This window comes from Stutzerimonas stutzeri SDM-LAC (genome assembly GCF_000235745.1).
In the GTDB taxonomy this organism is placed as follows: domain Bacteria; phylum Pseudomonadota; class Gammaproteobacteria; order Pseudomonadales; family Pseudomonadaceae; genus Stutzerimonas; species Stutzerimonas stutzeri_H.
Map to the genome: position 1 here is coordinate 23,309 of NZ_AGSX01000125.1, position 14,155 is coordinate 37,463.

Below are 14,155 nucleotides of genomic sequence, written 5' to 3' on the forward strand. Positions count from 1 at the left end.
TGTGGGATTGGGAGGCGACGTCGAAAAAAGTGACAGGCTGTTATGAAGCTAACCGACTGAAAGGTAAATAAGGGTTCGCCTTCCCTGATGCGGTGATCAGCCCAAGAGGCGGTGACCCGCGTCTTTCAGGGCCTGCACGGCATTACCGAGGTTCATCGATTTGACCAGGATGTAGTCCGTATCGAACGTGCTCACCGCGAAAATGCCGACGCCAGCGACCGCGAGCGGGTCAAGAAAGGACGCCAGAATTCCAGTTTGATCAAAGGCGAACGGCCCCTGCACCTTGATCGCGCGCCAACCGCTGTCCACTCGGGGCAATCCGGCCGCGACACCCTCCGCGCAGACGATCGACAGTTCATCATCCGTCCGGGTTATCGACATAAAACCTGGCGACGCCAACACCGCGTTCGGCAGGTCAGCACCAGGCTCTAACCGTGCGATCGCGAAACTTTGCGGGAGTACGGAGAAGGATTGAGTCATGCAATGTCACCTCATGAATAAAGAGATTTGGCGCGAAGCGGCGACGCTGAGCTCAGAATGTTCAGCGGACAATAAATCTGTCCCTTTTTTCCGTAGGGCAATGTTTTTTGTTTGATCGTGCTCCAATGTCCGAAAACTTATAACGACAAAGTTCAGCAGCAGGCCGACGGCGAGGCTGGCGGACTGTCCGCTGGACCGGACTGTTAGAGATCATCGGGGATAGAGTCGGCAAGAGCCCAACCGTCATGAGTAAGCTCAAATACATCGCCCTTGTATCCACGAGCTACGACTAAATTGCGCTCCACCAATTCATTTAGTGCGCTTTCCCACCGGGCGCTCTCTCTTCCACCCTGGCCACCAAACGACGCGCTGCCTGCCTGAATAAAGCGCCCACCGATTACGGAAATTTTAAGGATAGTGCCTCGCTCATCCTTTGAAGCTTCTTTAAGCAAAACGCTCGCCTCTTGAGATAACCTAGAATCCCTTGCATTTATATATGCGGCCAAAAATGGATTGTTGTCATCATCATTATTGGCTTGTCCGACCAGGCCTTGCATATATGGATTGTTATGAAGGCATAGTTGCAGCTGACGGCTAAACTTTTCTTTGAAATCAATTGTGTTTTCAAATTCTTCAACCAAACCTAAGTCTCTACATTTTATCTTGAAACTTTGAAGCGCTTGGTATTGCGCTAAGTCGATGCTTTGAAGAGCAACAGGTTTTGACGAAAAGTAGATCATCGCAGGCTTGCCCGCTTTAACATGATTTTCGATCTCTTCAACGGTGCCGCTTTCCGCCGATCCAGTTGGGGTTCCAAGGCGTGTCCAAAAAACGCCAATCAACAAGTCACAATCTTTTAATACGCGGCTGTTTATCAGTTCTTGCGCTCTGGAGCCAAGCTCCGGTGACGAATGCGTTTCCCAGCCGGCCGGTATCAACACAACGCCGTTCTTTAGGGAGTTGATGTAATTCCAGGTGTGAACAACCTCCCGAACCACTTCACGTTCTTCAAATACATCGCCAGGAGAGGCGATCATTACAGGAATTACAGTTGCTTGATAAGCCACAAAGTTATCCTATGATCTCTAATGTAGAGCTAACCGGCGAGCCGAAGCGCAGCTTTGGCGAGTCCAGCGACCGAAGGGAGCGAGGTTGAACGCCATCTTAGAGAGTATTATCGACATACGCATCAGTGGCTCGTACAAGGTCTTTGATGAAGCGAATCACTTTTTCCAATTCGTCGCGCTTGATTAGATGCGCTACTGGAGCACCGTTATTAATGGGCTTTGATCGATGCACGGCATCTCCGCGCTTACCTATCCAACTATTTAAGGTGCTTCTTGCCTTCTCAGGCTCATAGTTTGCCCAAGACCATCCTTCGGTTACATCAAGGCCAAGGTATTCTTGAAATATGCGTTTCGTTTTGTCCGAGCTTGGGTTGTGGAACTGCTTTAGGTCGGTGTGCAATTTCTTTAAGACAAAATTACCGACATAGCTTCCGGCGACCACGCCAAGCTTTTTATTCATTTCCTCTAGAAGCCTATCTTCGACGTAGGTTTCCCATGCGGTTAAGGCCATGACCAGACCGGCTCGCTTCAGAACCTCAGCGTTCGGCGGCGGAGGGTTGGCGTTGATGGCGTCAAAATGAGTAAGCAATTCTTCGGCGTCTTTGATGCCATATTCAAAACTTTGGTACGCACGGGACATGAAAGATCTCTAACTTTTGGTTAAGGGGGGCTTTAGCCCGTCCCAGTGAGCGAAGCGAACGGTTTGAACCAGTTGTTAGGTGGTTTTAGCCGACTTTTGACTTTGGGGGATATTCTAAGTGTTTATCGAGATACTCTCTAAAATATTTGCGCTCGTCTGCTTTGGGGTCGCTCGATAAAAAATACCCAAACGATATCGCGCCGTATTTTTCTATTATGTGGCTATAAAATTTACCGCTTCTATTTGTAAAAAGTTTTTTAGAGTATCGAAAGTATCGCGAGCGCAAGGATGCATTGGATTTTCCGATATATAAAATCCGAGACTCACCCAATACTCTAGGGATCGGTTTCTCCGATAGAAAAAAGTAAACAATACCTTTATGTTCGTCAGATTCTCTGCTGCTAAAAGCTAACCTGAACTCCACCTCTGCATTTTCTGAGCAGGATATCTTATGCGGTAAATAGTAAAGGCCTTCATAAGGCATAAGGTAATCTCAGTTTTGGGAAAACGCCTAACGTTTGGTTAAGGGGCCGGCTTTAGCCGGTCCCGAGTGAGCGTAGCGAACGGCTTGAACCACTAGTTAGGTGTTTAGCTCACTGCGCGCAATGAATCTTACTTCAACCGAGGCAGGGCATTTCTCAATTCTTTTTCTCCAATAGTTTTCTATTCTTAAGAGTTCCTCTTTTTCAAAGGAATAAACTAGTGCGACGATAAGCTTAAATTTGGCATCTAAATATTTATCGGCAACAACTGCACCGTAAAGCACCTTATCGATTATGGAGTTTCCAAATACTGCGCTGCGGACCATTTTAACTTCAAGGCAGGTTATCGATTTTTCGCTAGCGAAGAGGGCGTCGAAGTATACGCCGGTGTCACCTATGCCAATATCTCGCTGTGCTCTCTGATTGAGTTCACTTTCAAAGCGTGAAATTACCATTGATTCGACAAATTGGATTTCTTGGCGATATTCGGAATTGACGCGAATCGGTTTTTGTACGCCTTGAGTGGTAGCCGAAGGAGGTATTTTTTCTGACTGTTCGCTGGTGGGGAGTGCTTCCTCTATTTCCTTATTCAGTTTTTCCTCACGCTCTTCTTGTGACAATGTCCGGAGAAAAGATTTGTCATCTTTGTAATCTCCTGGTGCATATAGCTTTCCATGATGCCTAGATACAAGTAGGTAAAAAACCCCTAGCACCACGACAGGGAAAAGAACAATAAATATGATTATTGGCTGCCGTTCTTCTGATGTGAGCGCTGTTGCTGTTACGCCCAAAAGAAGATTGGCAAATCCATAAATCAAGGATATGAAGAGGGCTACAATTCCTATCGGGTTTTTAACGAGATCCTTCACGGTCTTCCTCTAAATACCTAACGTTTGGTTAAGGGGCGGGCTTTAGCCCGTCCCAGCGAGCGAAGCGAGCGATTTGAACCAATTGTTATGCTTTGCGCCATAGTTAGAACCAATGTTTCTTCATGGCAGAAAGAAATTCGCGGCTAATTTGAAAGCCAGAAGCAGACCCGATTACCGAATCAATTCCGCAGCCGGGGCACAAAGCCGTATCACCATCATCGATCCACTCTTCGATATTTTTGTAGTCGAAGATTTCAAGACAATAAAAGCAGCCGCAGGCCTCGCTATCTCTGAGCTCGCCACGATGCCGAATGGAATGCTTGTGGGCTTCTTTTATATCCGTTGAGTCAAATATATTTGGCATAACTTCGTTGGGTTTATGCATAACGTTGGAGTTCAGCGGCTGCCGAAGGCAGTCCGCTGGAATTACGGGTTAGCCATCTATTGTGCATAACTCATCAGCAACACCAAATTGGATTTCAATTCGATTTTCCGGGGAATTCGGCCCGATCCAAACGTGATAGACCTCTCGGCTTTCACCAGTGAAATTCATCTTCGCGGCGACAATTTCACGAACCAACGGCTGATACCCCTTTGTAAAAAGCTGCCGCAGTTTTCCTTTGTACTCAACAAAGGCGCAAGAGAAGCGCCTTAGCGATTTGATGGAGAATTTCCCTCCGGCATAAGCTTCCCCGCTGGCGATTGGAAGGCAAAACTCGACGCTATAGCGATCCTTCCCATTCTTTGGGAGGTTGTACGAGACGAAAACCCAAGGCCCGGCGACACGCAAGCCGTACTTCTCTACCTCCTCCATGATTTCTGCGCAGTACTTTTCTCCGTAGATGCCGACCTCTGGGATTGAAAGCTCCCGCGTTGCATACAGCACGGTCATCGGTTCTATGGTCATGGTATCCATTGGCGTCTCTTTCGATGGTTAACGTTTGGTTAAGGGGCGGGCTTTAGCCTGTCCCAGTGAGCGAAGCGAACGGTTTGAACCAGTTGTTATGTGCTCTTAACTCGTAGCCAATGTTTCTTTGAGTTTTCCTGGCGCTTGATTTTTCCAGTTTTTATAAGCTGATTGAATGATGTAGTAAACTCGGACTGCGGAACTTTGAGTTTATGTTGTATTTCAATTGACGTGATGGGTTGAGACATTAGCTTGAGAATTTTTGCCTCAATGGATGTGTCAATTGCTACTACAACGTTATTTGGCTCGGCTTCTATGGCGATATGCGGTGCGCTAGATTTTACGCCTGCAAGTGAGCATTGAAACTCAAACGCCTTCCAAAGATTTTGATCTTTAGAGCAAAGATTGAACTCTATTGCTTTTTTCTCAGCCTTTGAGAGATGCGATAAAACGTTTGATAGATGAGCAATTATGTAGAAGTCTGCCTGATTTTGCCCCGTCGGATAACCGCTTACGCAGGTTAATAGCGCGTTACTGCATGCAGATTTTAGACTTTCTGAGTTTGTGAATACGAAAACTCTATCGAGGATGGAGATAGTTAGCTCATCCAACATACTGAGGCCGAGATTTTCAGCGTCGACGTAATAGATTTTCAAAGGCTACTCCAGTGTCAGATGAGTACATAACTATGATTAGACACCAAATGGTGTATAAGACGCCCGACGGGACTGGTGTATAACATTCCAGACGAACCTACCTAACCCGCTCTAGTTCGAACCTTACAGCCATAGCAGCGCCTGTTCGGAAGTTTATACCCCATGGATACGGGCCCCAGCATGCTCCGCCTAACGGGCGTTGCGACTTGAACTACGTAAGGATGGCCAGCTAGTTTTTTACTCACTCAACACCCCTCGTCCATCCCGGAATCAGCACGACCCCGAACGCCAGGCGTTGGCTGAGGCGCACGCTGACGATCTTGACGCTGTCTTGGCTGCCGTAGCGTTCGCCGCGCCCTTCTGAGCTGACGCCGGAAGCGTAGGCGATGCCGGACAGGGACGGTCGCCGGACATGTCGAAGGGGCATTGCGAGGGAACGGGGGAAAAAGCGGGCCATCTGAACCTGTCCTTGGTGTGGGCGTGGGTGCGGCTTGGCTTAAGCCGGTGTGAGCGGTGTGAACTGGTGCACGCGGTCTGTCGCGTCCGCCACGTTACTCAGCCCATGGGGCGCGGTAAAGCGGGCGATAGGCTAAATCAGTACTTTTTGTAGGGTCAGCCGATTGCGGCTTCGCTTGCTCCTGGCGCGAGGCGAGGCCGGGCTTAACCCGCCTGCGCGCCGAGCATTTCGCGCACCTTGCTGGCGAAGGTTTCGATGGCGAATGGTTTGGTGATGACGGCCATGTCACGGCCGAGAAAGTCCTTGGCCGTTGCGCTTTCGGCGTAGCCGGTGGCGAACAGGACCTTGAGGCTGGGGCGATGTTGGCGGGCGACGTCAGCCAGTTGCCGGCCGTTCATGCCGGGCAGGCCGACGTCGGTGATGAGCAGGTCGATGCGCTGGCCGTCTTCGAGGCTGGGCAGGGCTTCGGTGGCGTCGCCGGCTTCGATGGTTTCGTAGCCGAGGTCGTTGAGCACTTCGACGACGAGGGAGCGCACCACGGGCTCGTCTTCGACCACAAGTATGGTTTCGCCAGCGCCGTTGGGTACCGGCTCGTTTTCGGGTAGCGGGGTGACGGCTTCGCCGTGGTGGACGGGCAGGTAGAGGCAGACGCGGCTGCCGCGGCCGGGTTCGGACTCGATCTGCACGTAGCCTTTGGCCTGTTTGATGAAGCCGTAGACCATCGACAACCCGAGGCCGGTGCCCTGGCCGATGGGCTTGGTGGTGAAGAAGGGCTCGAAGGCGCGCGCCATGACTTCCGGCGTCATGCCGGTGCCGGTGTCGGAGACGGTGAGCAGGATGTATTCGCCCTCGGTGAGGCCGCGCTTGGCCGGGTCGGGCCGGCCGCCCATGACGAAGGAGGCGGTCGAGACGGTGATTTTGCCGCCGTGGGGCATGGCGTCGCGGGCGTTGATGACCAGGTTGATCACTGCGCTTTCGAGCTGGTTAGCATCCATGCAGGCAGGCAGCAGGCCGGCGCTGAGCTTGGTTTCGAGGGTGATGTTCTCGCCCGTGGTGCGGTGCAGCAGGTCCTCCAGCGAGGCCACCAGCTGATTCACATCGACCGGTTTGAGATGCAGCGTTTGCCTGCGCGAAAACGCCAGTAGCCGCTGGGTCAGCGCCGCGGCACGCTGGGCCGAGGTGACCGCCGCGTTGATGTAGCGGTCAACGTCCATTTCACCGCGCGCGTGGCGGCGCTGCATGAGGTCGAGGCTGCCGACGATGCCGGTCAGCAGGTTGTTGAAATCGTGGGCGATGCCGCCGGTGAGCTGGCCGACGGCCTCCATTTTCTGTGATTGGCGAAGCGCTTCTTCGGCGCGGCTGCGCTCGGCCACTTCAGAGGCCACGCGCGCCTCGAGTTCATCGTTGAGCTGGCGTAGCCGGGTTTCGCTGACACGCAGCGCTTCTTCGGCCAGCTTGCGGGCGGTGATGTCGGTGCAGGCGCCGGCGACGTAAGAGAGGTGGCCGTTCGCATCACGAAATGCCTTGGCCTTGCAGGCCAGCCATCGTGGCGGCGAGGTATCGACCAGGCGAAACTCCACGGCCTCTTCCTCAGCGACGGCGTAGCGCTGGAAGGTTTCGCGCACGCGGGTGCGATCCTGCGGATGAACCCGTTCGACAAGACGCTCCAGGCTGTCGAGCCGCTGCCCCAGGCCCAGCCCGAAGGCCTGTTCCAGGGCGCTGTCGAGCTGCAGGCTGCCATCGTCGAGGTACCAGTTGAAGGTGCCTGTGCCGGATGCGAGCAGGGCCGCGCGAAAGCGCTCGTTGGAGTGACTGAGCGTGCCGCGCGCCTGGCTCAGCACCTCTTCGGTAACGTCTTCGACCTGATGGATGATGCAGTGCAGCGCGCCATGGTCGTCCAGCACGGGCACGTTAAGCGGGCGCCAATAGCGCAGCTCGAAGCCGCCGCCCTCGGATGCGGGCCGGGGAATGTCGTACTTGGTGATCGCCATGCGGTCGGCTGCGCGGGTCTGCAACACACGCTCCAGCGAGGCGCGCAGCACCGCTGTGCCGAACTCCTGCGGATCATCCGGATTCTTGCGAAACACCTCGAATACCGGCCGGCCGATGTCCTCGCGGCGCATGTATGTCGCGCGCAGCTGCGCATCGCTCGCCGCCAGAATGGTGAAGGACGGGTCCGGCGACAGAATCAGAAGCACGCTGGGCGCCGCTTGAAAAATGGCTTTGAAATCGAGTGTTTGCATCGAATGAAGGCAACCAAGTTGAGAAGGGTGGTGCCGATCGGTCCTTGGCAATGACGAGCTGCGGCTGGATAAGCCGCTACGGGGGCGGCTAACGGTGAGCCGCGCCCCGCGGATCGGGTTCGCTAGCGCTGGTCGTCGCGCTTGGGCATGGGAATCGAGACGCTGCTTTCAATGCTGCCGGCGGTGGCGTCGCCTTCCTTGTAGAACTCCACCTCGTCGCGGGCCTGGGCCCAGTGCTCGGCGTCCCGTCCCTCGGGACGGCCCTTGGCTTCCCAGATCTGGTGGGCGCGTTCGCGGATACGTTGTTCGTCTGCCATCGGTTTACCCTCCCGGCTGGCCGAGACGCGGTTACCTGGCGCCTCGGCGTGATCGGTATTTGCACACCTTGTAGTAAGCAGAGGTGGGGGAGCGGGGGATGGTTCCTGCCAGCCGACGAAAGCGCCAGCGCAGAGGCTACGGTCTTGGTGGACGGGGGTTAAGCCTGTGCGCTTTAGGAGCCGAACGAATGGGCATGGGTGTGGCATACGCTGCGCAAGGTCACGAAGAGTAGGCGAGACTCATCTGTCCTACGGCTGGAGGCTGCTCGGCATGGCGATCATGCTTCTCCATCTCGCCGTCGGCGTGTTGCGCGGCCAAGGTGCTCGATTTGCCATTCATAGCAGCAAGACGGGCAGGGCATACGGCAACGCTGCGTCGGCCGCGGCGCTCGCTACGGCCTAACTGACCGCCACCTCGCAGATGAACTTGACCTGTGAACGCCCGGCGCGTTTGGCCGCGTAGAGCGCTTCGTCTGCGCGGCGCAGCAGGGTATGGGCCGAATCGCCGTCGCGTGGATACAGCGCGACGCCCATCGAGGAGGTGGTCCGCAGGCTGCCGCAGGACAACTGCCAGCCCTCGCGCAGCGTTGCGCACAGGCGCTCGGCGATCTGTCGCGCCTGAGCCTGATCGACGTCGTCGAGCACGACCACGAATTCGTCGCCGCCGATGCGCGCCAGCAGATCGTTCCCCCGCAAGCCCTGTCGCAGGCGCTCGACCACCTGGCAGAGCAGCTCGTCGCCGATGTCGTGGCCGAGCGAGTCGTTGATGCTCTTGAAGCGATCCAGATCCAGGTAGACCACGGCGAAGCCGCGGCCGGCGGGCTCGCTCGGAGCCAGCCGCTGCTGCAGCTGATCGAGCAGAAACCGCCGGTTGTGCACGCCGGTCAGCGGGTCCTGATCGGCCATCAGCCGCATCAACTGGTCGTGATCCTTGCGTGCGGTGATGTCGCGGCAGGCGAATACCACGCCTTCGAGCGTCTGGCCATCGGCGGCCAGCACGGTGGAAAAGCCCACCTCGAACCACAGGTAACGCCCAGCGGCCGTCAGCAGGCGCCCCTCGACTTTTTGCTGTGCGGCTTGCCTCTCGACCAGTGAGAGAAAAGCGCGCCGCATCGCCGGCTGGTCATCCACATGCACGATGCGCATCACCGACTCGGCATCGGCAGTCGCCGCGCGGTAGCCCAGCACGGGTTCGAGCGACGAGGAGACGTACTTGAGCGAGCCGTCGACATCGAACACGCCGATGACGTCGCTCATGTTCTCGGCGATCAGCCGGTATTTGCGCTCGCTTTCATACATCGCCTTCTGCGCTTCCATGCGCTCGGTGATGTTGCGGCTGACGATGACCAGCCGCTCACGCCGACCCGCGGCATCGAAGTAGGGCGTCTTGATCACTTCCCAGGTGTTGATCCGGCCGTCGGGGCCCATGAAGGATTTCTCGACCATCAGCGCCGAGCCCTTCGCCCACGCCTGTTCGTCGGTGCGGATGTTGTAGGCGAAGGCCTCGGCGAACTGCGGGCTGTAGGCGATCAGGTCGTTGTCGTTCTTGCCGACATAGTCCACACCCCCCAAGCCATAGGCTTCGAGGACGATCCGGTTGACGATCAGCCAGCGGTTTTCGCCGTCCTTCATGACGATGAATTCCTGGATGGCGTCGAGCAGCGCCTGGGTCAGCGCGGGATCGGGCAGGGATGTTGCGAGCGACATGGCCGCTGTACCTCTGGAAAGTGGGCGCAATCGCCCGGACGATCCGGGGTTATCGGCAGTCCGCGGCCGGGATTGATCAAATTTCAGCCAGTTTTTAGGCTTTATCGAAATAAGCGCGACGCAAAGGCGGGCGTCCGGTGCGCTCTGGAATGCGGGTGCGCGGCGTTTCGTGGATCGGACCGGCGACAAATCCCAGCAGTTGAAGCGGGACCTGGGCCGGTCGCTTACATCGATGCGCGGATCAGCGCGCCACTTCGAGCATGATCTTGCCGATGTGCTGGCTGCTTTCCATCAGCCGGTGCGCGTCGGCGACCTCAGACAGAGGGAAGGTGGCGTGGATCACCGGGTGGCAGCGGCCCTGTTCCAGCAGCGGCCAGACCTGCTCGCGCAATTCCCGGGCGATGCCGGCCTTGTCCGCACGGCTGCGCGGACGCAGGGTCGAGCCGGTGAACGTCAGGCGTTTGCGCATGATGGCCGAGGTGTCGAGCTCGACACGGCTGCCCTTGAGAAAGGCGATCTGCACCAGGCGGCCTTCGATAGCGAGCGACTTGATGTTTCGTGCGATGTAGTCGCCGCCCACCATGTCGAGGATGACGTCGACTCCGTTGCCTTCCGTTGCCTCGGCGATGACCTCGACATAGTCCTCCTCGTGGTAGTTGATCACCCGGTCCGCTCCGGCGCGCTGGCAGGCCTCGGCCTTTTCCTGGCTGCCAAGGGTGGTGAAGACCTTGGCGCCGAACTGCTTGGCCAGCTGAATGGCGGTCAGGCCGATGCCGCTAGAGCCACCATGCACGAGAAACGCCTCGCCGGCCTGCAAGCGCCCGCGCTGGAACACGTTGCTCCACACCGTGAAGTAGGTTTCCGGCAGCGCAGCGGCCTCGAGCAGCGAGAGCCCTTTGGGCACCGGCAGACAGTGTTCGGCCGGCGCTACGCAGTATTCGGCATAGCCACCGCCCGGCGTCAGCGCACACACCTGATCGCCGACCTTCCACTCCTGCACGTCGCGGCCGACCGCGACGATCTCGCCTGAGATCTCTAGGCCCAGCAATGGCGAGGCATCCGGCGGAGGCGGGTAGCTGCCGGAGCGCTGGAACACGTCCGGCCGGTTGATGCCGGCATAGGCTACGCGCACCAGCACGTCCGCCGGGCCCGGCTCGGGAATGGGGCCTTCGACCAGCCGCAGACATTCAGCTCCGCCACCGGGGCGGTGATCGACATGGCGCATGTTTTCCTGACTCATGAACTTGGTCTTCCTTTCGAGGGCCTGACGGCCAGGTTGTCGGGTGGGCCCACAGTAGTGCCGGTCGAGCGTGGCGCCAACCTCGGCAGACACACAATGGCGCGTGCGCGCCTCGCTGAGGCCACCGTCGACCCGGTTGTATGGGCTTGCCAGCAATGGTCAGGAGGCTGACCAGCCGGCTCGATACCGACATTGGGCACCCGGCGCCATCCTGTGTTCCCGGCGCAGTGGTGCTCCGCCTGGCTATCGGAGCAGGAGCGGGCCGGAGGCGGTTGCGGGCTCTTGCCCGCGCTCGATCCTTATCTGCAGCGCATAGGCGGGGCGTTCTACGCTGCGATGATCGAGGGTGTAGCGCCGGGCAAATTCGCCGACGCCCCAGTCGAGGTACTGCTGCACGTGCGTCAGCTCATGAGCCCAGAGCGCGAGGTTGTCCAGTGCGTCCGCCTCGTTGCGAAACACGATGATGTCGATCAGCGTCACGGCGCTGACATCCGGGTTTTGCAGCAGCGTGTTGGCCGCATTGAGCACGACGTCATCGCCGACGCGGTAGCGCGCCGTTTCCAGCACGGCGAGCGGAAAATAGGGTTCGAGCTGTGAGCGGATGTGCAGCGGAATCGCATGGCTTTGCTGCAAGGCCAGCTGGTCGCGCGAATGGCGGATCCAGGTTTCCAGGCCGGCAGCGGCCAGCCATTGCACCTGCTCATAGAACGCTTCGGTGTCGCGCGGCGATACGGGCAGACAGACGCAACCGCCAAGGCAGGCGGGCTGCTCGCCCGGCGGGCAAGCCGTCTGGGCAGACGCGGCGGTGGCGCAAAGACAGGCAGCGCCGAGCAAGACTCGGCGGAACAGTCGCAGGACGGATGCGGGCACGCGGTGGGTTCTCGGATCGAAGGCTGGCGGCACCGGGGGGTGCCGTCCGGCGCGCACTATAGCTGCGCCGGACGGCGTGGCGAAGCGCCACGCGACCGTCGTCGTCAGATCACAGGGGACGCGGCGCTGACAACGCGCAGGGCGAGCCCTTCGTACGGGTCGAGGTTGAAGGTCATTTCGCCGTTTTCGGTCAGGTCACCCTCGATGCTTTCGTGAATGATGTCGACCACCGGGCCGGGTGCGATGCCGGGCAGGGTGACCGTTTCGCTGATGGTCTCGGCGCTGAAGTTGAGCGCGGTGATCTGCACGCCTTTCCCGGCCGGCAGCTCGTGGACCATGACCAGCAACCCCGGCGCCTGCACATCCGGGATCAGGATCTGCTTGCTCGCCGCAATGTCGTAGGCGCGACGTACGCTGAGGATGCGCTTGAGCTGGCAGGCAAAGGAGCCGCCGTTCTGCAGCTGCTCGACCAGGCTGCCATACAGCGAGCGCGCCTTGGGCAAGCCTTCGCTGGTGGTGTCCATCTCGGGCGCGATGTCGGCCAGGTCGTAGCCGCCACGGTGCAGCCAGCGGGTGTCGCCTTCGGCCATCAGATGCTCGACCTGCTCGGCCTCCAGCGGCAGCGCGCCGACCAGGTCCCAGCCGGAGAGGGCGAACACACCGGGCTGCATGGCGTTGAACATCACCAGCAGGATATGCAGGCGCTGAATCTGTTCGATATCGGCTGCGGTGATGGTACTCAGGTCACGGATACCCAGCGCCGCGGTAATCACGCTGACCGTGGTGCAGGACACGCCGTTGGTGACGAACTTGAGGTTGTAGGGCGCGTGCTCGCCGGTCAGGCGCTCGTACATCTCTTCACGGATGTGCTCGCGCAGGATGCCGCCCGATAGGGTCTGGCCGTGGTAGTGGTAATGGTCGTAGGCGTGCAGCGTCCAGAAGTGCACCAGCTCCAGGGTCAGCTCGTCGTGGTTCTGCATGGCATGAATCAACGACGCCGGGTCGATACCGAACGCGTGCACCTCGCGCAGCATCAGCCGCAGGAATTCGGTATCGCCGGTGGCCAGCGCGTGGTGGTAGGCCGGGCGGGTGATGAAGTCATAGGACAGGTCGGCACCGCCGTGGGACATCGAAGCGATGTCGTCGATGGTCAGGTTCAATTCCTGAAAGCTGAACCCGCCCGCCTTGCGAATGGTGCCGGCAATCAGCTGGTTGCCGGTCACCGACAGGGGATGGCTCTCGGACCAGGCGGTGCCTTCGGCGCGGCGTTCGACACCGAGGAAGCCGTTGGCATCCAGGCGCAACACCCGCGCGCCGGAGACATCGATGGCGTGCAGGGCATCGCCAATGATCAATTGCTGCGCGGCAAAGGTCGGGTCCAGCCAGTTCAGCGACGGCTGGCCCTCCTTGAAGTAATGCAGATAGACCCAGCGCCGGCGCTTGCCGTCGACCCCGGTCACCACATTGGTCACGCTCCAGTCGGTGTCCTTGATGCCCGGCTCGAAGAAGATCACCCGCTGCAGCTGGCCGACGATGTAGTGCTTTTCCTTGAGCTGATCGACCACCGGAGGAGGCAGGTTGATGGCGTCTCGGCCTTTGGGCACGTCCGGCAGCAACGGCCAGTCTTCCTCGTTGATCTCCACCATGTGGTAGAGGCCCGGATAGTCGCCATAGGCCATCTCGGCGAGGCGAAAATCCGCGCCCTTGCCAGTGTGCGCCGGGACGATGTCGTCGATGACGATGGCGTTGTGCGCCGCAGCCATGCGGCTGAGCTGCTGCATCTCCGCTTCGGTGCCGAGGTTGGGGTCGATATCGAAGCTGATGCGGTCGAAGTTGCCGTCGATGGTCGGCGTGTACTCGCGCCCACGCAAACCGCCCGAACGCTTCATCGGGCCGTTGTGGATGCCTTGTACGCCAAGCTCGGACAGCGCACTCCAGAGACGATCATCGCCCAGCGCCTGAAGCACCGAACCGCCTTCGGGCGTGATGATCGCGGCCGGGTAGGCGGTAAACCATACCGAGGAGATGGCACTGGCATCGCGCGGCCGCGCCTGCGCATAGGGCCGCTGCCAGAGCCGCGCCTGGCCGGAATAATGGCGGGCCCGCTCGCGGGCCGCATGCAGCATGGACTGGCTTTCCAGCCATTCGATGTAGGCGTTGTCTGGTGTGCTCATAACGACGTCAGGTTCCCGGTGCGCTGAAGGGAAAGGTAGTCGTTTG

At 58.3% G+C, this 14,155-nt stretch carries 14 protein-coding genes; all 14 read right to left on the bottom strand.

What is annotated here, in order from left to right; all coding sequences use genetic code 11:
• Window positions 1-96 precede the first annotated feature (96 nt).
• Window positions 97-480 carry an ACT domain-containing protein gene (locus tag PSTU_RS0112960; protein WP_019341457.1) on the bottom strand — a complete coding sequence of 128 codons (384 nt, stop codon included), beginning with the start codon at window positions 478-480 and terminating at the stop codon, window positions 97-99.
• Between the two features lie 203 nt (window positions 481-683).
• A complete protein-coding gene (locus tag PSTU_RS0112965; protein WP_019341458.1) occupies window positions 684-1,547 on the bottom strand; it encodes a hypothetical protein in 864 nt (287 codons plus the stop codon).
• A 97-nt stretch (window positions 1,548-1,644) separates the two neighbouring features.
• On the bottom strand, window positions 1,645-2,187 hold the full coding sequence (locus PSTU_RS0112970; protein ID WP_019341459.1) for a HEPN domain-containing protein: 543 nt from the start codon (window positions 2,185-2,187) through the stop codon (window positions 1,645-1,647).
• A 580-nt stretch (window positions 2,188-2,767) separates the two neighbouring features.
• Complete coding sequence (locus PSTU_RS0112975) at window positions 2,768-3,538, bottom strand: hypothetical protein (protein WP_019341460.1); 771 nt, start codon at window positions 3,536-3,538, stop codon at window positions 2,768-2,770.
• Window positions 3,539-3,641: 103 nt separating this feature from the next.
• Entirely contained in the window at window positions 3,642-3,923 is a 282-nt protein-coding gene (locus PSTU_RS21370) for a cytoplasmic protein (protein ID WP_237709868.1), read from the bottom strand.
• A 48-nt stretch (window positions 3,924-3,971) separates the two neighbouring features.
• A complete protein-coding gene (locus PSTU_RS0112985; protein WP_019341462.1) occupies window positions 3,972-4,454 on the bottom strand; it encodes a hypothetical protein in 483 nt (160 codons plus the stop codon).
• An 86-nt stretch (window positions 4,455-4,540) separates the two neighbouring features.
• Window positions 4,541-5,101 carry a hypothetical protein gene (locus PSTU_RS21710; protein ID WP_141566892.1) on the bottom strand — a complete coding sequence of 187 codons (561 nt, stop codon included), beginning with the start codon at window positions 5,099-5,101 and terminating at the stop codon, window positions 4,541-4,543.
• A gap of 241 nt (window positions 5,102-5,342) precedes the next feature.
• The gene (locus PSTU_RS21775) at window positions 5,343-5,528 is read right to left on the bottom strand and encodes a hypothetical protein (RefSeq protein WP_157999801.1); all 186 of its coding nucleotides are present in this window, start codon (window positions 5,526-5,528) and stop codon (window positions 5,343-5,345) included.
• A gap of 233 nt (window positions 5,529-5,761) precedes the next feature.
• On the bottom strand, window positions 5,762-7,801 hold the full coding sequence (locus PSTU_RS0112995; RefSeq protein WP_019341464.1) for an ATP-binding protein: 2,040 nt from the start codon (window positions 7,799-7,801) through the stop codon (window positions 5,762-5,764).
• Between the two features lie 122 nt (window positions 7,802-7,923).
• Complete coding sequence (locus PSTU_RS0113000; RefSeq protein WP_019341465.1) at window positions 7,924-8,118, bottom strand: DUF2934 domain-containing protein; 195 nt, start codon at window positions 8,116-8,118, stop codon at window positions 7,924-7,926.
• A gap of 399 nt (window positions 8,119-8,517) precedes the next feature.
• The gene (locus tag PSTU_RS0113010) at window positions 8,518-9,825 is read right to left on the bottom strand and encodes a sensor domain-containing diguanylate cyclase (protein ID WP_019341467.1); all 1,308 of its coding nucleotides are present in this window, start codon (window positions 9,823-9,825) and stop codon (window positions 8,518-8,520) included.
• Window positions 9,826-10,066: 241 nt separating this feature from the next.
• Entirely contained in the window at window positions 10,067-11,065 is a 999-nt protein-coding gene (locus PSTU_RS0113015; RefSeq protein ID WP_019341468.1) for an NAD(P)H-quinone oxidoreductase, read from the bottom strand.
• A 243-nt stretch (window positions 11,066-11,308) separates the two neighbouring features.
• Window positions 11,309-11,935: a DUF4157 domain-containing protein gene (locus tag PSTU_RS0113020; protein ID WP_019341469.1), complete on the bottom strand. Its 627-nt coding sequence runs from the start codon at window positions 11,933-11,935 to the stop codon at window positions 11,309-11,311.
• A 104-nt stretch (window positions 11,936-12,039) separates the two neighbouring features.
• Window positions 12,040-14,109 (bottom strand): maltose alpha-D-glucosyltransferase, encoded by a 2,070-nt coding sequence (gene treS / locus PSTU_RS0113025; RefSeq protein ID WP_019341470.1) that lies wholly within the window; start codon window positions 14,107-14,109, stop codon window positions 12,040-12,042.
• Between the last annotated feature and the right edge of the window lie 46 nt (window positions 14,110-14,155).